Origin of the sequence: Pseudomonas sp. NPDC088414 (assembly GCF_044753325.1) — a bacterium.
Lineage (GTDB): Bacteria > Pseudomonadota > Gammaproteobacteria > Pseudomonadales > Pseudomonadaceae > Aquipseudomonas.
Genome location: NZ_JBIVMY010000002.1, coordinates 256867 through 275740 on the forward strand (window position 1 = coordinate 256867; position 18874 = coordinate 275740).

At 61.3% G+C, this 18874-nt stretch carries 13 protein-coding genes; 10 read left to right on the forward strand and 3 right to left on the reverse strand.

Annotation, left to right across the window (positions count from 1 at the left end):
• Positions 1-125 precede the first annotated feature (125 nt).
• Positions 126-938 carry an exodeoxyribonuclease III gene (gene xthA / locus ACIP8I_RS04010; protein ID WP_095138861.1) on the reverse strand — a complete coding sequence of 271 codons (813 nt, stop codon included), beginning with the start codon at positions 936-938 and terminating at the stop codon, positions 126-128.
• A 303-nt stretch (positions 939-1241) separates the two neighbouring features.
• Between xthA and ACIP8I_RS04015 the strand changes: the two genes are divergently transcribed.
• The 8 genes from ACIP8I_RS04015 (at position 1242) to ACIP8I_RS04050 (ending at position 13881) form a co-directional block, all read left to right on the forward strand.
• Entirely contained in the window at positions 1242-1892 is a 651-nt protein-coding gene (locus ACIP8I_RS04015; protein WP_007961094.1) for an N-acetyltransferase, read from the forward strand.
• A 66-nt stretch (positions 1893-1958) separates the two neighbouring features.
• On the forward strand, positions 1959-3686 hold the full coding sequence (locus tag ACIP8I_RS04020; protein WP_400758846.1) for an autotransporter assembly complex family protein: 1728 nt from the start codon (positions 1959-1961) through the stop codon (positions 3684-3686).
• A complete protein-coding gene (locus tag ACIP8I_RS04025; RefSeq protein WP_400758849.1) occupies positions 3683-7357 on the forward strand; it encodes a translocation/assembly module TamB domain-containing protein in 3675 nt (1224 codons plus the stop codon). The genes ACIP8I_RS04020 and ACIP8I_RS04025 overlap by 4 nt, the downstream gene beginning before the upstream one ends.
• A gap of 95 nt (positions 7358-7452) precedes the next feature.
• A complete protein-coding gene (locus ACIP8I_RS04030) occupies positions 7453-8775 on the forward strand; it encodes a hypothetical protein (protein WP_400758852.1) in 1323 nt (440 codons plus the stop codon).
• A 253-nt stretch (positions 8776-9028) separates the two neighbouring features.
• On the forward strand, positions 9029-9511 hold the full coding sequence (locus ACIP8I_RS04035) for a MarR family winged helix-turn-helix transcriptional regulator (RefSeq protein WP_007961084.1): 483 nt from the start codon (positions 9029-9031) through the stop codon (positions 9509-9511).
• Complete coding sequence (locus ACIP8I_RS04040) at positions 9501-10970, forward strand: efflux transporter outer membrane subunit (RefSeq protein ID WP_400758854.1); 1470 nt, start codon at positions 9501-9503, stop codon at positions 10968-10970. Before ACIP8I_RS04035 ends, ACIP8I_RS04040 begins: the two co-directional genes overlap by 11 nt.
• Before the next feature lie 14 nt (positions 10971-10984).
• The gene (locus ACIP8I_RS04045; RefSeq protein ID WP_400758857.1) at positions 10985-12187 is read left to right on the forward strand and encodes an efflux RND transporter periplasmic adaptor subunit; all 1203 of its coding nucleotides are present in this window, start codon (positions 10985-10987) and stop codon (positions 12185-12187) included.
• A gap of 164 nt (positions 12188-12351) precedes the next feature.
• Positions 12352-13881, forward strand: a complete 1530-nt coding sequence (locus ACIP8I_RS04050) for a DHA2 family efflux MFS transporter permease subunit (protein WP_027614637.1) — start codon at positions 12352-12354, stop codon at positions 13879-13881.
• A gap of 180 nt (positions 13882-14061) precedes the next feature.
• Here ACIP8I_RS04050 and lpxH read toward each other — a convergent pair whose 3' ends face one another.
• A complete protein-coding gene (gene lpxH / locus ACIP8I_RS04055) occupies positions 14062-14808 on the reverse strand; it encodes a UDP-2,3-diacylglucosamine diphosphatase (RefSeq protein ID WP_400758860.1) in 747 nt (248 codons plus the stop codon).
• Complete coding sequence (locus ACIP8I_RS04060; RefSeq protein WP_134785991.1) at positions 14805-15311, reverse strand: peptidylprolyl isomerase; 507 nt, start codon at positions 15309-15311, stop codon at positions 14805-14807. Before ACIP8I_RS04060 ends, lpxH begins: the two co-directional genes overlap by 4 nt.
• 251 nt (positions 15312-15562) lie before the next feature.
• Here ACIP8I_RS04060 and ACIP8I_RS04065 point away from each other — a divergent pair, with 251 nt between their 5' ends.
• Together ACIP8I_RS04065 and cysS are read left to right on the forward strand one after the other, a co-directional pair.
• The gene (locus ACIP8I_RS04065) at positions 15563-17263 is read left to right on the forward strand and encodes a glutamine--tRNA ligase/YqeY domain fusion protein (protein ID WP_400758862.1); all 1701 of its coding nucleotides are present in this window, start codon (positions 15563-15565) and stop codon (positions 17261-17263) included.
• 21 nt (positions 17264-17284) lie between these two features.
• Complete coding sequence (gene cysS, locus ACIP8I_RS04070) at positions 17285-18667, forward strand: cysteine--tRNA ligase (RefSeq protein ID WP_047291685.1); 1383 nt, start codon at positions 17285-17287, stop codon at positions 18665-18667.
• Positions 18668-18874: the final 207 nt, after the last annotated feature.

Here is an 18874-nt window from a genome sequence, read left to right on the forward strand (position 1 = left end):
CACCGAATCAAGCCAAGGGGATTGCCGGGGAGATTAAGTCAGAAAAGTTACTTGAAGATGACAGCGATCCAAATGTGGGAGCGAGCAAGCTCGCTCCCACAGGGGGATTTCAGGCGATTTTTAGATCAGGCCAGTTCCAGCCAGATCGGCGCATGATCCGAAGGTTTTTCCATCCCGCGCAGCTCATAGTCCACGCCCGCATCCTTCACCCGCGGCAGCAAACCATGGGACGCCAGGATCACATCGATCCGCAGCCCGCGTTTCGGTTCGTCTTCAAAACCACGGCTGCGGTAGTCGAACCAGCTGAACATGTCGGTCACGTCCGGGTTCAGGTGACGATAGCTGTCGGTCAGGCCCCAGTTTTTCAGGCGGGCCATCCACTCGCGTTCTTCCGGCAGGAAGCTGCATTTGCCGGTTTTCAGCCAGCGCTTCATGTTGTCCGGGCCGATGCCGATGTCGCAGTCTTCCGGGGAAATGTTCACATCGCCCATCACCACCAGCGGCTGTTCGTTGTGGAACTGGCTTTCCAGCAGGGTTTGCAGGTCGCTGTAGAAGCGTTGCTTGGCCGGGAACTTGGTCGGGTGGTCGCGGCTCTCGCCCTGTGGGAAGTAGCCATTCATTATCGTCACCGGCACGCCATTGGCGTCGGCGAAGGTGCCCCAGATGAAGCGACGCTGGGCGTCTTCTTCATCGCTGGCGAAGCCTTTGTGAATCGCAATCGGTTCTTTGCGCGAGAGCAGGGCGACGCCGTAATGACCTTTCTGGCCGTGGAAATAAACGTGATAGCCCAGCGCACGCACTTCTTCGAGCGGGAACTGGTCATCGTGGACCTTGGTTTCCTGCAGGCCGATCACGTCCGGCTGATGCTTTTCGATCAGCGCTGCCAGCTGATGCGGACGGGCGCGCAGTCCGTTGATGTTGAAGGAAACAATCTTCATGGTCGGCAGTCCTGGCAAAAGGGCGATGCTAGCTGACATGTGGGATGGGGGCCAGTGTGGGGTGGGAGAAATCATTTTCATCTGTGGGATGTGGGTTGCCCGGGCGGGCCTCTTCGCGAGCAAGCTCGCTCCCACAGGGGTATGCATTTTAAATGTGGGAGCGAGCTTGCTCGCGAAGAGGCCCGCCCAGTCGATGAAGATCCCGAGTTGGTCTATACCTGTGGGGAACTGCGCCACCCGCAAAAGGTTCGTACCAACAAGAGCGCAGTCATTTGAGCCGCGCCCCGGGGGAGAATCACCGTCATGCCTGAAACCCAGACCGCCATCGCCGACATCCACATGCTCGACCGCGGTTACTCGCGCGAAGCCCGATCGCTGCTGTATCAGGCCTATCGCCACGAGCCGACCTTCGGTTACCTGTTCGAGGCCGAGCGGCCGGGTTACGAGCAGCGCGTGCGGGCCACGGTGCGTGAACTGGTCAAACAGCATTTTCTGCAGGATCAGCCGGCCATCGGCCTGTTGGTCAACGACCGCCTGATCGGCATCGCCCTGATCGCGCCGCCGCAGCGTCGCCTGGGCATCACCGAGAGTTGGGCCTGGCGTCTGCGCATGGTGCTCAGCACCGGATTTCGCTGCACCCGGCGCTATCTGGAATACCACGATGCCGTGGCCGCCTGCGTGCCCAGTGATTCGGTGCACATGCTGCCGCTGCTGGGGATTCATCCGCAGTTTCAGGGCAAACACTTCGGTGAGCAGTTGCTGACCGCTGTGCACAACTGGTGCGCGGTGGACGAAACCTCCCAAGGCGTGGTGCTCGACACCGGCAACCCGCGTTACCTGGAATTCTATAAACGCCAGGGCTACGAAGAGATCGGCGAAGTGGCCGTCGGCCCGGTGCGCGAGCACGTGTTTTTCCACGCCAATCCGCAGGTGTTACAAACTGCAACAGCATAGCGATCGAACTTCTTCGGAAATTTCCTGTTCTATCACGCTCCCAAGCCCGTGATAGCATCCGCGCCTATGAAGTTTCCAGGAAGATTTACCAGTGGCGTGCTCATGCTGTTAACCAGCTGCGCGGCGCTGGCGCAAAGTGAATTGGACGTGCGGATCAAACCGTCCAACGACGAACTCAAGGCCAATATAGAAGGTTATATCGGCAGCCTCGGCGATCGTGACGAACAAGCCTTGCTGCGCTTCAGTCGCGGGGCCGAGGAGCAGGCGCGCAAAGCCGCGCAGGCCTTGGGTTATTACCAGCCGCAGATCGACAGTGACGTGAAGGGCGGCGAAAAACCGCGCCTGGTGCTGCACATCGATCCCGGCGAGCCGATTCGTCTGCGCAACGTCACCATCCGCGTCGACGGGCCTGCCGCCTCCCTCAAATCCTTTCGTGTGCCGAGCAGTGACACGCTCAAGTCCGGCGCCGTGCTCAACCATGGGCGTTATGAAGACGCCAAACGCCTGATCCAGAACCAGGCCTCGCGCTTCGGTTTCTTCAGTGGTCATTTCACCAGCCAAAAACTCCTGGTCGATCCGCGTGCCGGGGTGGCCGATGTCGAATTGATCTACGAAAGCGGCCCGCGTTATGCGCTGGGCAAAGTCAGTTTCGAGGGCGATACGCCGTTCGACGAAGACCTGCTGCAACGTATGGTGCCGTTCAAGGCCGGCGATCCGTATGACTCCGAGCTGATCGCCGAACTCAACCGCGACCTACAATCGAGCGGCTATTTCGAAGGCGTGCGCGTCGATGCGGCGCCGACGGCGGCGAAGAACGACGTGATCCCGGTCGACGTCAAACTCGACACGCGCAAACCACGCACCATGGGCCTGGGCCTCGGTTACTCCACCGACGTCGGCCCGCGGATCAAGGCCAACTGGACCCGCCATTGGGTCAACCCGCAGGGCGACAGTTACGGTTGGGAAGCCGAATTGTCGGCGCCACGGCAGAACGTCGGGTTGTTCTATGACATCCCGCTCGATCCACCGCTGACCGACAAACTGCGCTGGGCCGGTGGTTATCAGTATGAAGACATCGACGGCTCCGACACCCTGAGCAAGCTGCTGACCTTCGGCCCGGAATGGCACAGCAAGTTGCCCAGCGGCTGGCAGCGAGTGATCTCGCTGAAATGGCAGCGCGAAGAATATGAACTCGGCGACGACTCCGGCCTCAGCACCTTGTTGATGCCCGGCATCAGTTACTCGTACCTGAAAAGCGACAACCGCATCGACCCGCACAACGGCTATCGCCTGACCTTCGAAAGCAAAGTGGCCAAGGAAGGCCTCGGCTCGGACAACAACCTTTTATATGGCACGGCGTTGATCAAGGGCCTGACCACGGTATTCGACAACCACCGCTTCCTCGGCCGAGTGCAGGTCGGCGGCAGCGCCACCAATGGTTACAATTCGGTACCGCCGTCACTGCGTTTCTTCGCCGGTGGCGATCAGAGCGTGCGCGGTTACGACTACCAGAGTCTGTCCCCGGAAAACTCCAAGGGCGACCGCATCGGTGGCCGCTACATGGTCGCCGGCAGCGTCGAGTACCAATATTCGATTGCCGAGAAATGGCGGATCGCGACCTTCGTCGATCAGGGCAACTCTTTCAACAAACTCGAACTGCCGAACCTCAAGACCGGGGTCGGTATCGGTGTGCGCTGGGTCTCGCCGGTGGGGCCGATCCGCCTCGACCTGGCCCACGCGCTGGACGACGACGGCGGCATCCGGCTGCACTTTTCCATGGGGCCTGAGCTGTGAAGCGTGGTTTGAAAATAACGGCACTGGCGTTGTTGGCGCTGGTGCTGTTGATTGTACTGAGCATCAGCGCGGTACTCGGGACGCAGGCCGGCAGCCGTTGGGCGCTGAGCCTGGTGCCGGGTTTGAGCGTGGAGAATTTCCAGGGTCGCCTCGGCGGCCAATGGAGCGCCGACCATCTGCTGTGGCAACAGGACAGCAGCCGGGTCGAGCTGAGCAAGCCGATTTTCGCCTGGTCGCCGTTGTGCCTGACCCGCATGACTTTGTGCATCGAACAGCTCAAGGCCGATCAGGTCATTCTGCAATTCCCGCCGAGTGAGGAAACCACTGAAAGTGGCCCGATCAAACTGCCGGATCTGCAACTACCGGTGGCCATCGAACTCGGTGACGTGCAAGTCGGCAGCCTGCTGTTCAACGGCAGCGAGCAACTCAAGGGCCTGCAACTGGCGGCGCACTGGACCGCCCAGGGCATGCAGATCGACAGCGTGAAACTGCAACGCGATGACCTCAGCCTGAACCTTTCCGGCCTGCTGCAACCGTCCGGCAACTGGCCGCTGAACATTGCCGGCGACCTGACCTTGCCGTCACCGGGCACCGGCCCCTGGACGCTGGCGCTCAAAGTCGACGGCGATCTGCTGAAAACCCTCAACCTGCACGCCGATAGCCGTGGCTACCTCGACGGCCAGTTGAGCGGCGAACTGCAACCGCTGGCGGAAAACCTGCCGGCCAAGGTGCGTATCACCTCCGAGGCATTCAAACCGAGCGCCGATCTGCCGGACACTCTGCAACTCAATCAATTGGTGTTGACCGGCGAAGGTGACTTGAAAAACGGTTACCAGTTAAACGGCAATGCCACGCTGCCCGCCGATAAAGGCCCGGTGGCGCTGCTGCTCAAAGGCAAGGTCGATGCCAGCGGCGCGCAGATCGCCGGCCTCGACCTGACGGCCAACGATAAGCAAAGCCTGAAGCTCACCGGCAGCGTTGACTGGAGCAAGGGCCTCACGGCTCAGGCCAGCATCAACTGGCAGGATTTCCCTTGGCATCGGGTGTATAACGAGATCGACGAGCCGCAAGTCGCCTTGCGCACCTTTACCGGCGAAGTCTCCTACACCGACGGTCAGTACCTCGGTAACTTCGCCGCCGACCTCGATGGCCCGGCGGGGGCGTTCAGCCTGAGCAGTCCGTTCAGCGGCAGCCTGAAGCAAATCGCCTTGCCACAGCTGAAGATGGAAGCGGGGCAGGGCAAGGCTGAAGGGCATGTCAACGTGCAGTTCGCCGATGGCATCGCCTGGGACACGGCGCTGGATCTTTCTGCGTTGAACCCGGCGTACTGGGTTGCGGAGTTGCCGGGCACGCTGGCGGGGCCGCTGCGCAGCAAAGGCGAAATGAAGAACGAACGCCTGAGCCTCACCGCCGACCTCGACCTCAAGGGCAAACTGCGCGGCCAACCGGCGATCCTCCAGGCCAAGGCTGACGGTGCCGGCGAACAGTGGAACCTCAACGCCCTGCAAGTCCGCCTCGGCGACAACAGCATCAGCGGCAAGGGCAGCCTGCAACAGAAACTCACCGGCCAGATCGACATCAAACTGACGCGTCTGGCCCAGCTCTGGCCGCAGCTGCGGGGGCAGGTCACGGGTCAGGTCAACGTTGCCGGCACGCTGCAAGCACCGCAAGGCAAACTTGATCTGCAAGGTTCGCAACTGGCGTTCCAGGACAATCGTCTGCAAAGCCTCAACCTCGACGCCACGCTCGACAGTGCGCAACGGGCGAAGATCGACCTCAAAGGCAGTGGCATTCAGGCCGGCGACACCAACCTCGGCGTATTGACCGCCAGCGCCCAGGGCGACATCAAGAGCCAGAAACTCAACCTCGACCTGCTCGGGCCGAAGCTGAAACTGGCCCTCGGTCTGGACGGCAATCTGGACAAGGGCAACTGGCGCGGCCGTCTGGCCAGCGGCGATATTCAGGCCGGCGGTCAGGACTGGAAACTGCAGAGCCCGGCCAGACTCGAACGCCTCGCCGACGGCAAGATCAACTTCGGCGCGCATTGCTGGATGTCCGGCAATGCCAGCCTGTGCGGTGAAGACCAGCGCCTGCTGCCCGAGCCGAAACTGCGTTACCACCTCAAGCAGTTCCCGATCGAAAGCCTCGCACAATGGTTGCCGAAAGACTTTGCCTGGCAAGGCAAGCTCAACGCCGACCTGCAACTGGATCTGCCGGCCAGCGGCCCCAACGGTGTGGTCAGCATCGACGCCAGCGGCGGCACCCTGCGCATGAAAGAAAAAGATCAGTGGCTGGACTTCCCGTACCAGACCCTGAAGCTCACCAGCAAACTCACACCCAAGCGCATCGACACCGACCTCAACTTCGTCGGCGGCAAACTCGGCGAGTTGATGGTGCAGGCGCAGCTCAACCCGCTGCCGAAAAACAAACCGCTGAGCGGTTCGTTCCGTCTCAGCGGACTGGACCTGTCGGTGGCGCGGCCGTTTGTGCCGATGGTCGAGAAGCTCACCGGGCGCCTGAACGGTAGCGGGACGATTTCCGGCGGGCTGCTGGCGCCGCTGGTCAACGGTACGGTCAAACTCAGCGACGGCGAAATCTCCGGCGCCGAGCTGCCGATGGAACTCAAGAACCTGCAGCTGCAAGCGGTGATTGCCGGCGAGTCGGTGCGCCTGGACGGTGGCTGGAACAGCGGCAAGACCGGGCAGGGTAGTCTCAATGGCAATGTCGCCTGGGGCCAGGCGCTGATAGTCGATCTGGCGCTCAAGGGCACGCAATTGCCGGTCACCGTCGAGCCGTACGCCAAGCTTGAAGTGGCGCCAGACCTGAAGATTTCCATGGCCGGCGATGAGCTGAAAATTGCCGGCAAGGTACAGGTGCCGCGAGGCGAAATCACCGTGCGTGAACTGCCGCCGTCAACGGTAAAGGTTTCCGACGACACGATCATCGTCGGGGCGCAGACCGAAGAGGGCAAACCACCGCTGGCGATGAAAATGGACATCGACGTGGTGGTCGGCGAAGACAAACTGAGCTTCGCCGGGTTCGGCCTGACCGCCAACCTGCAAGGTCACGTGCACATCGGCGACAACATGGACACCCGTGGCGAGCTGTGGCTCAACGACGGCCGTTACCGCGCCTACGGCCAGCGCCTGAACGTGCGCCGTGCGCGTCTGTTGTTTGCCGGCCCGATCGATCAGCCGTATCTGGACATCGAAGCGATCCGCCAGACCGACGACGTGATCGCCGGTATCCGCCTGAGCGGCAGCGCCGAGCAACCGACCACGCAGATCTTCTCCGAACCGGCCATGAGTCAGGAGCAGGCCTTGTCCTACCTGGTATTGGGGCGTCCGCTGAGCACCAACGGCGAAGACAACAACATGCTCGCGCAAGCAGCATTGGGTCTGGGCTTGATGGGCAGTTCCGGGGTCACCAGCGGCCTGGCCAAGGACCTGGGGATTCAGGACTTCCAGCTCGACACCCAAGGCAGCGGCAACACCACCAGCGTGGTCGCCAGCGGCAACATTTCCGAGAAGCTCAGTTTGCGTTATGGCGTCGGCGTGTTCGAGCCGGCCAACACCATCGCGCTGCGTTACAAGCTGAGCAAGAAGGTATATGTCGAAGCCGCCAGCGGTGTCGCCAGTTCGCTGGATATCTTCTATAAGCGCGATTTCTGAGAACGTGGCCAATAGCCGGGTCGTGACGCTGCGATCCGGTTTTTTCAGGATGTATTAGACTCACCGAACCCCCGAAAACCTTGCCGGTTGCGTCTATGGTTCGCTTGAGTATGGTCCTGCTCGGTAACGACTTCGTCCGCAAGCGTTGGTCCGCGCTGGCGCTGACCGGCATTGTCTGGGGCGCGGCCGGGGTGGCGATCTTCATCGATGCGCTGGATGGCGTTCTGTATTTTCCGCTGCATCTCTTCGGCTATCTGTTGTTGCTCGAAGCGCTGATCCTGCTGCTGGTGCCAGCCCCGCAAACCGGGACCGCTGCGGCCCTGCGTAAAGCGCGAGGTCTGGCGTTTCTCTTGCTGGGGCTTCTGATCGTTGACCGGCAACATGCTGCCGGGCTGATTCTGGCGGTGCTGTTTGGCGGGGCTTTCATCGTTGATGGGGTCTTCAGGCTGGCGGCTGCGGTGGTGGTACGTTTTGTCGGCTGGCAAGTGTCGCTGCTGGCCGGGTTGTTCGAACTCGGCTTTGGCGTGTTTATCCTTGAGCCGTATCCGACACTGTATAAGGGCACGGTGCCGTTCTGCATAGGCATGAGCCTGTTTCTCTCGGGCTGCGCGTTGTTGCGCCAAGCCGTGCGCTTCAGGCACCTGCCGCCGCTGACCGACCCTGCTGCGGTTAGTGCGCCGGCCAGCAGCGACGCTCTGGTCATCCACATCTGGACCCCCAGCGGCACTGTGGATGACACCCTGGTGCGCAACCGTCTGCTCAATCGCTACATCGCGGCGGTTGATATCAATGGGGTCATTTCCGCCGGCCACGCGGCACTGGAATGTGGCCCGGATATTTACATCAGCCATTACCCGCTGGACGACATCGACCGCTCGGCGGGGGATTTCGTGCGGTTACTGCGGGCGACGCCGAACAACGATGTCGCCGGGCGGTTTCTGCCGGACTATGCCGGCGAGGTGGCGGACTGGTGCCCGTCTTCGGTTCAGGTCAGTTTTGCCCACTATGATGCCCGGCGATTGCAGGCGTTCTGGGTGGCGTATCGACAGAACGACACCTACAACCTCACCAGCCGCAACTGTTCCAGTGCCGTGGCCCATAGCCTGGAGGCGGCTCTGGAAGGCTCGATGAATCGCGGGCATTCAAGCATGTTCGATTTTGCCCGGATCATCTTCAGCCCCGAATTCTGGGTCGCGGCGCAGGTGCGCAAGCGCGCCGAAGTAATGGCCTGGACGCCCGGGCTGGTGCTCGATTACGCCCGGGCGCTGCATGCTGCCATCGAGCCGGCACCGCCGGGCTGGCACAGCATGTTTGCGGTGACCCGACGCGCCTGCGGTTATGCAGTCACGGCCTTGCGCGGGCGCGAAGTGCATCCCCTCCAGCCGCCGGCGGCTGCCCGTCCTTCCGATGAAGTCTGAACGCCTTTAAACCGGGTTGCCCCAATCGCTGGCAAGCCAGCTCCCACAGGGTCAGTGGTGTACTCAAAATTCACGTACGCCATAGAAACCTGTGGGAGCTGGCTTGCCAGCGATAGCGTTCGCCCGCCAAACACAAAACCCAGTCCACTGGTCAACTAATTACAAAGCAACCTAACTATTACGTTGACATTCGCTGCCTAGGCAGTAACATCTCGACATACATTCACTGCCTAGGCAGTTATTAGGTGAGCACATGAAGCATTTCACCCCGGACGGATTCAAACATTGCCATCTCGGCCTGTTGCTCGGCCGTGCTGCGCTGCTCAAGGACAGGATCATCGACACCCACATGGAACCCCACGGCATCACCGCCGCGCAGTTCAAGGTGTTGATCATCATGGCCCAGTACGGCGTCGACACCCCGGCTGAGCTGTGCCGGCATCTGTCGCTGGACAGCGGTTCGATGACACGCATGCTCGATCGTCTGGAGCAGAAAGGTTTCCTGGCTCGCCAACGCAGCGAAGGCGATCGCCGTCAGGTGCAGCTCAAGCTCACCGAGCAGGGCCAGCAACTGGCCGATCGCCTGCCGCACATCGGCGCCGATGCCATGAATGAACTGGCCGGTGCCGTCACCACGGACGAGTTGAAGACCCTGGAATACATCCTCAAGAAAATCCTGCTGGCAGCCGGTGACCCGATCACTATCCAGCGCTTAGGTGAACACAATGAGCAGTAAAACCTTGCGCAGCAGCCTGACTCTGGTGCTGTCGGCGATGATTCTGGCCGGTTGCGCCAATTACAGCGGCCTCGATACCCAAGGCAAAAATCTCGATGCGAAAAGCCTGAAAGTCGGCCAATCCCTCAGCGGCGTGACCCTGTCGCCGGCCGCGTGGCCGAAGAGCGACTGGTGGACCAGCCTTGGCGATCCGCAACTCGACGGGCTGATCCGCGAAGCGCTGCACGACAGCCCGGACATGCAGATCGCCGAAGCCCGCGCGCATCAGGCCAGCGCCGCAGCCTATGCCGCCGATGCCGAACGTTATCCAACCCTCGACGCCAGCGCCGGTATCAGCCGTTCGCGCCTGGCCAAGGATCAGGACCCGCGAGGGCAGGGCGATGCCTACGCCACCGTGCGCAACGTCAGCGCCGGGTTCAATTACAACTTCGACCTGTGGGGCGGCCAGCGTGATGCCTGGGAGGCCGCGCTCGGTCAGGCTCGCGCCGCTGAAGTCGATCGTCAGGCTGCACAGCTGACCCTCGCCGCCGACGTGGCCCGGGCCTACAGTGATCTGGGTCAGGCGCACATCGTCTACGACCTGGCCAACGACGACCTCAAGCGCACCAAACAGATGCTCGATTTGAGCCAGCGTCGCCTGAGTGCCGGGATCGACAGCCAGTACCAGTTCCAGCAAACCCAAAGCCTTGAGGCCAGTTCCGAAGCCAGCCTGATCGACGCTGAAAAACGTCTGAACAGCGCGAAAATCGCCCTGGCCGTACTGCTCGGCAAAGGCCCGGATCGCGGCAACGAAATCGCCCGGCCGAAAGTCCTGCAAGCCAGTGCCGTGGCGGTGCCGTCGGTATTGCCGGCGGAACTGCTCGGTCGGCGTCCGGATCTGGTCGCGGCGCGCTGGCGCGTGGAGGCGGCGAGCAAAGACATCGACTCGGCGAAAACCCGCTTTTATCCCAACTTGAACCTCACGGCCTCGGCCGGTGCCGAATCCTTGTTGGGTGACGCGATGTTCGGGTCGGCCAGTCGCTTCTTCAGCATCGCCCCGACCATTTCGGTACCAATCTTCGACGGCGGGCGCCTGCGCGCCAACCTCGATGCGCGCGACGCCGATTACGATCTGGCGGTGGCGCAGTACAACAAAAACCTGGTGAAGGCACTGGGCGATGTCAGCGACACGATCAACCAGTTGCGTGACATCGGCCGGCAGATCGGCGCGCAGCAACACGCCACCGAGATTGCTCAGGATTCTTACAACACCGTCGTCCAGCGTTACGGTTCCGGCATCGGCAACTACCTGGACGTGCTCAGCATCGAGCAGCAATTGCTGCAGGCCCAGCGTCAGCTGGCCAACCTCAATGCCGAGCAGATCGACCTGTCGATTCAACTGATGCAAGCGCTGGGCGGCGGCTTTCAGGGTGAAACCCTGACCGCAGCCAACGCCATCCCAGCCACGCCGCACAACTAATTCAGGTATTTGTCATGGCCACTGCCGAAAACACCCAAACTCAAGCCAACACCCCCGACACCGGCAATCCGCGCAAGCGCAAATTCATGCTGCTGGTGCTGGCCGTCGTGGTCCTGCTCGCCGGTGCCGGCGTCTGGGCGTATCACGAATTCATCGGGCGCTTCAACGAAAGCACCGACGACGCCTACGTCAACGGCAACGTTGTTGAGATCACCCCGTTGGTCACCGGCACCGTGGTCAGCATCGGCGCCGACGATGGCGATCTGGTTCACGAGGGGCAAGTGCTGATCAACTTTGACCCCAACGACGCCGAAGTCGGCCTGCAAAGTGCCCAGGCGAAACTCGCGCGCACTGTGCGTCAGGTGCGCGGCCTGTACAGCAACGTTGACGGCATGAAAGCCCAGGTCAACGCGCAACAGGCTGAAGTGCAGAAGGCTCAGGACAACTACAATCGCCGGAAAAACCTCGCCGCTGGCGGGGCGATTTCCCAGGAAGAACTGTCCCACGCTCGCGACGATCTGACCTCGGCGCAAAACGCCCTGGCCAACGCCAAGCAGCAACTGAAAACCACCAGCGCGCTGGTCGACGACACCGTGGTGTCGTCGCACCCGGACGTGATGTCGGCGGCTGCCGATCTGCGTCAGGCGTACCTGACCAACGCCCGTAGCACCCTTATCGCGCCAGTCACCGGTTACGTCGCCAAACGCACCGTGCAGCTCGGTCAGCGCGTACAGCCGGGCACTGCGCTGATGGCGGTGATTCCGCTGGATCAGTTGTGGATCGACGCCAACTTCAAGGAAACCCAACTGCGTGACATGCGCATCGGCCAACCGGTGGACATCGAATCCGACATCTACGGCAGCAGCGTGAAGTACAGCGGCACCGTCGACAGCCTCGGCGCCGGTACCGGCAGCGCATTCGCCCTGCTGCCGGCGCAGAACGCCACCGGCAACTGGATCAAGATCGTGCAGCGTGTGCCAGTGCGGATTCACATCAACGCCGAAGAGCTGGCCAAGCACCCGCTGCGGGTCGGTCTGTCGACCAACGTTGAGGTGAATCTGCACGACCAGAGCGGCCCGGTGCTGGCCCAGCAACCGCCGCAAAAGGCCTCGTTCAGCACCAACGTCTACGACCGCCAACTGGCCGAAGCCGACGCGATGATTGCGCAGCTGATCCACGACAACAGCGCTGCGGTGAGCAAGACCGCGCAACGCTGAGATCACACTCTTCAGGTGCGGGCTTTTGTGGCGAGGGAGCTTGCTCCCGCTGGGGCGCGAAGCGGCCCCAATAGCTTTGCGACTGCTTCGCAGCCGAGCGGGAGCAAGCTCCCTCGCCACAAAGGCACGCTCCATAGCGTCAACCCGGTTTCATAGGATTCACAATGAGCAATAACGCCTCTTTCACGCCGCCCAGCCTGTTGCTCAGCACCATCGGCCTGTCGCTGGCGACGTTCATGCAAGTGCTCGACACCACCATCGCCAACGTGGCGTTGCCGACAATTTCCGGCAACCTCGGGGTGAGTTCGGAGCAGGGCACCTGGGTGATCACCTCGTTTGCCGTGAGCAACGCCATCGCACTGCCGCTGACCGGCTGGCTCAGTCGGCGTTTCGGCGAGGTGAAGCTGTTTTTGTGGGCGACCATTCTGTTCGTGCTGGCCTCGTTCCTCTGCGGTATCTCCACGTCGATGCCGGAACTGATCGGCTTCCGCGTGCTGCAAGGCCTGGTGGCCGGGCCGCTGTACCCGATGACGCAAACCCTGTTGATTGCCGTGTATCCCCCCGCGAGGCGCGGCATGGCCCTCGCGTTGCTGGCGATGGTCACGGTGGTCGCGCCGATTGCCGGGCCCATTCTTGGTGGCTGGATCACCGACAGCTACAGCTGGCCGTGGATCTTCTTCATCAACGTACCGATCGGCATCTTTGCGGTGATGGTAGTGCGCTCACAACTGGCCAAGCGTCCGGTGGAGACCAGCCGTCAGCCAATGGATTACGTCGGGCTGATCACGTTGATCATCGGCGTCGGCGCGTTGCAGGTGATCCTCGACAAGGGCAATGACCTGGACTGGTTCGAATCGAACTTCATCATCATCGGCGCGGCGATTTCGGTGATCGCCCTGGCAGTGTTTGTGATCTGGGAAATGACCGACCAGCATCCGGTGGTCAACCTGCGGCTTTTTGCCCACCGCAACTTCCGCATCGGCACGCTGGTGCTGGTATTGGGTTACGCCGGCTTCTTCGGCATCAACCTGATCCTGCCGCAGTGGCTGCAGACGCAGATGGGTTACACCGCGACCTGGGCCGGTCTGGCCGTGGCGCCGATCGGTATCCTGCCGGTGCTGCTGTCGCCTTTTGTCGGCAAGTACGCGAACAAGTTCGATCTGCGCCTGCTGGCAGGGCTGGCGTTCCTGGCGATTGGCCTGAGCTGCTTCATGCGCGCCGAGTTCACCAACGAGGTGGACTTCCAGCACATCGCCCTGGTGCAACTGTTCATGGGGATTGGCGTGGCGCTGTTCTTCATGCCGACCCTGAGCATCCTGATGTCGGACTTACCGCCGAGTCAGATTGCCGACGGCGCAGGCCTTGCGACCTTCCTGCGCACCTTGGGCGGCAGCTTCGCCGCCTCGCTGACCACTTGGATCTGGATCCGCCGCGCCGATCAGCATCATGCGTACATGAGCGAAAGCATCAGCACCTTCGAACCGGCGACCCGCGAGACCCTGAATCATTTGGGCGGCGCGAGCCAATCGGCTTATGCGCAGATGGATCAGATCCTCACCAGTCAGGCGTACATGCTCTCCACGGTGGATTACTTCACGCTGCTGGGCTGGGGGTTCATGGGGCTGATTCTGATTGTGTGGCTGGCGAAACCGCCGTTTGCGGCGAAGGCCGGGCCTGCTGCTTCAGGACACTAAGGTCAAAAGCCCCTCACCCTAACCCTCTCCCGGAGGGAGAGGGGACTGACTGAGGGTTTCTTTCGAGGTCCGCCGACCTGAGCCACCGAGTTGAACTCAGGTTTTGAATAGCATGAAGATCGGCTCCCTTTCCCCCTCGCCCCCCTGGGGGAGAGGGCTGGGGTGAGGGGGTAGCGATCTTCAGCCGTGCGGCAAAGCCAGTGGCGGAGCAAAGTCGAACGGCGCCAGGGCAAACCCGTTCTCATCCACCTGCAACGCCCAACCCTGACGATCCCAATCCCCCAGCACAATCCGCTTCGCCGCCTGCTCACCGAGCTGCAGCTTATGGATCGCCGGGCGATGGGTGTGGCCATGAATCAGGGTTTTCACCCCGTATTCCTGCATGATCCGCGGAATTTCCTCCGGCGTGACATCGACGATGTCATTGGCCTTCATCCGTGTCTGCGCGCGGCTTTCACTGCGCAGCTTGCGCGCCAGTTTGTGACGGGTGCTCAGCGGCAGGTGGCGCAGGATGAACAGGGTGATCGGGTTACGCAGGTAGCGGCGCAGCTTCATGTAGGCTTCGTCGCGGGTGCACAGGCTGTCGCCGTGCATCAGCAGCACTGGCTCGCCGTAAAACTGCACGACACTCGGGTCCTTCAACAGCGTGCAGCCGGCTTCTTTGCAGAAGGCCTTGCCGAGCAGGAAGTCGCGATTGCCGTGCATCAGAAAGATCGCCGTGCCGCTGTCGCTCAATTGGCGCAGGGCCTGGCAGATGGAACGCTGGAAGGGCGTCATGGCATCGTCGCCAATCCACGCCTCGAAGAAGTCGCCGAGAATGTAGAGCGCACTCGCCGAGCGGGCGCGTCCGGCGAGCAAATCCAGAAACGCCCGGGTAATGTCCGGGCGCTCCTCTTCCAGATGCAAGTCTGAAATCAGCAATATCACGCTTCGATGATCTCGGCTTTCTCGATGATCACGTCGTCTTTCGGCACGTCCTGGTGACCGGCCTTGGAAGTGGTGGCCACGCCTTCGATCTTGTCGACTACGTCGGTACCGGCAACCACTTTACCGAACACGGCATAACCCCAGCCCTGAGCGGTCTTGGCGGTGTGGTTGAGGAAGCTGTTGTTGGTGGCGTTGATGAAGAACTGCGCCGAGGCCGAGTGCGGGTCCATGGTGCGGGCCATGGCCAGGGTGTACTTCTCGTTCTTCAGGCCGTTGTCGGCTTCGTTCTGGATGCTGGCGCGCTTGTCTTTCTTTTCTTGCATGCCAGGCTGGAAACCGCCGCCCTGGATCATGAAGCCCTTGATCACACGGTGAAAGACTACGTTTTCGTAGTGGCCGGCCTTAACGTATTCAAGAAAGTTGGCAACGGTGATCGGCGCTTTTTCAGCGTCCAGTTCGATGACGATGTCGCCGTAGTTGGTGGTCAGTTTGACTTGAGTCATGATCGCTACTCTTTATAAGGAATTCGTGGTTTTCGGACACTGAGTACCGAAACCGGTTCAGCCTGCATCGGCCAAGGAGCGCAGTTTAGCGTGACAGGCGCGAATTTCGAGGCTGTTTTTCCAAAACCCTTCGATTAAATGCACTCCTTTATAGGCCGTGCTCTGTCAGCCCCTTGACAGCATCGGCTATGATAGCGGCTTTGTTTTGTCTGGCCCCCTTTGCGGCCGCGCACATGTAAGTCAAGGATCCTATGAGCAAGCCCACTGTCGACCCTACCTCGAATGCCAAGTCCGGCCCTGCCGTGCCGGTCAATTTCCTGCGGCCGATCATCCAGGCAGACCTGGACTCGGGCAAGCACACCCAGATCGTCACCCGTTTTCCGCCTGAGCCCAACGGCTACCTGCACATCGGCCACGCCAAGTCGATCTGCGTGAACTTCGGCCTGGCCCAGGAGTTCGGCGGCGTCACGCACCTGCGTTTCGACGACACCAACCCGGCCAAGGAAGACCAGGAATACATCGACGCGATCGAATCCGACGTCAAATGGCTGGGCTTCGAGTGGTCCGGCGAAGTGCGCTACGCCTCGCAGTATTTCGACCAGTTGCACGACTGGGCGGTGGAGCTGATCAAGGCCGGCAAGGCCTACGTCGACGACCTGACCCCGGAGCAGGCCAAGGAATACCGTGGCAGTCTGACCGAGCCGGGCAAGAACAGCCCGTTCCGCGACCGTTCGGTGGAAGAGAATCTCGACTGGTTCGCGCGCATGCGTGCCGGTGAGTTCCCGGACGGCGCCCGCGTGCTGCGCGCGAAGATCGACATGGCTTCGCCGAACATGAACCTGCGCGACCCGATCATGTACCGCATCCGCCACGCCCATCACCACCAGACCGGTGACAAGTGGTGCATCTACCCGAACTACGACTTCACCCACGGTCAGTCGGACGCCATCGAAGGCATCACCCACTCGATCTGCACCCTGGAATTCGAAAGCCATCGTCCGCTGTACGAGTGGTTCCTGGACAACCTGCCGGTGCCGGCCAACCCGCGCCAGTACGAGTTCAGCCGCCTGAACCTGAACTACACCATCACCAGCAAGCGCAAGCTCAAGCAGTTGGTGGATGAAAAGCACGTGCACGGCTGGGACGACCCACGCATGTCGACGCTGTCGGGTTTCCGCCGTCGCGGCTACACCCCGGCATCGATCCGCAATTTCTGCGACATGGTCGGCACCAACCGTTCCGATGGCGTGGTCGACTTCGGCATGCTCGAGTTCAGCATCCGTCAGGACCTGGACGCGAACGCCCCACGCGCCATGTGCGTGCTGCGTCCGTTGAAAGTCGTGATCACCAACTACCCGGAAGGTCAGGTCGAGAACCTCGAACTGCCGCGTCATCCGCAGAAAGAAGAACTCGGCGTGCGTCAGCTGCCGTTCGCCCGTGAAATCTACATCGACCGCGATGACTTCATGGAAGAGCCGCCAAAGGGCTACAAGCGTCTGGAGCCGAACGGCGAAGTGCGTCTGCGCGGCAGCTACGTGATCCGTGCCGACGAAGCGATCAAGGACGCCGACGGCAACATCGTCGAACTGCGTTGCTCGTACGACCCGGACACCCTGGGCAAGAACCCTGAAGGCCGCAAGGTCAAGGGCGTGATCGACTGGGTGACGGCGGCTGCCAGCATCGAGTGCGAAGTGCGTCTGTACGATCGCCTGTTCCGTTCTCCGAACCCGGAGAAGGCCGAAGACAGCGCGAGTTTCCTCGACAACATCAACCCTGACTCACTGCAAGTGCTGACCGGTTGTCGTGCTGAGCCTTCGTTGGGCAATGCACATCCGGAAGACCGTTTCCAGTTCGAGCGCGAAGGCTACTTCGTTGCCGACATCAAGGACTCGAAACCAGGTCAGCCGGTATTCAACCGTACCGTGACCCTGCGTGATTCGTGGGGCCAGTGATTCTGCGTCAAGGAAATTAACGTGCTGACGATCTACAACACGCTCACCAAGAGCAAAGAAGTCTTCAAGCCGCTGGATGGCAACAAGGTGCGCATGTACGTGTGCGGCATGACCGTGTACGACTACTGCCACCTCGGCCACGGCCGCAGCATGGTCGCGTTCGACCTGGTGACCCGCTGGTTGCGGTTCAGCGGTTACGACCTGACCTACGTGCGCAACATCACCGACATCGACGACAAGATCATCAATCGTGCGCGCGAGAACGGTGAGTCGTTCGAAGCGCTGACCGAGCGCATGATCGCCGCGATGCACGAAGACGAAGCGCGCCTGAACATCAAGAAGCCGGACATGGAGCCGCGTGCCACGGATCACATTCCGGGCATGCACGCGATGATCCAGACCCTGATCGACAAGGGCTTCGCTTATGCTCCGGGCAATGGCGACGTGTACTACCGCGTCGCCAAGTTCATGGGCTACGGCAAGCTGTCGCGCAAGAAAATCGAAGACCTGCGTATCGGTGCACGCATCGAAGTCGACGAGTCGAAAGAAGACCCGCTGGATTTCGTCCTGTGGAAAGCCGCCAAACCGGGTGAGCCGAGCTGGGAATCGCCGTGGGGCGCCGGGCGTCCGGGCTGGCACATCGAGTGCTCGGTGATGTCCACCTGCTGCCTCGGTGAGACCTTCGACATTCATGGCGGCGGCAGCGACCTCGAGTTTCCGCACCACGAAAACGAAATCGCCCAGAGCGAAGCGGCCACCGGCAAGACCTACGCCAACGCGTGGATGCATTGCGGCATGATCCGCATCAATGGCGAGAAGATGTCCAAGTCCTTGAACAACTTCTTCACCATTCGCGACGTGCTCGACAAGTACCACCCGGAAGTCGTGCGTTACCTGCTGGTGTCCAGTCACTACCGCAGCGCGATCAACTACTCGGAAGACAACCTCAAGGACGCCAAGGGCGCACTCGAGCGTTTCTACCATGCGTTGAAAGGCCTGCCGAGCGTTGCTCCGGCTGGCGGCGAAGCCTTCGTCGAGCGTTTCACCACGGTGATGAACGACGACTTCGGCACGCCGGAAGCCTGCGCGGTGCTGTTCGAGATGGTGCGTGAGATCAACCGTCTGCGCGAGAGCGATCTCGACGCGGCGGCCGGCCTGGCGGCACGTCTGAAAGAACTGGCAAGCGTGCTGGGCGTGTTGCAGCTGGAAGCCGATGACTTCCTGCAGGCGGGCGCCGAAGGGCGTGTCGATGCGGCTGAAGTCGATGCGCTGATTGCTGCACGTCTGGCGGCACGCGCCGGCAAGGACTGGGCCGAATCCGACCGCATCCGCGACCAGCTCACCGCCATGGGCGTGGTGCTGGAAGACGGCAAGGGCGGCACAACCTGGCGTCTGGCTGACTGATTGCTTGATTTGCTATAAAACAAAACCCGCCTTGTGCGGGTTTTTGTTTCTCAGAGCAAAAGCACCCTCACCCTCACCCTCACCCTAACCCTCTCCCGGAGGGAGAGGGGACTGATCGGGGGATGCTCTGGAAATGCGCCAATCTGAAGGATTGTCACCGAACCCATATTCGCCTCGGTTCATCGGAGCGAAGTACAATGGTAGACA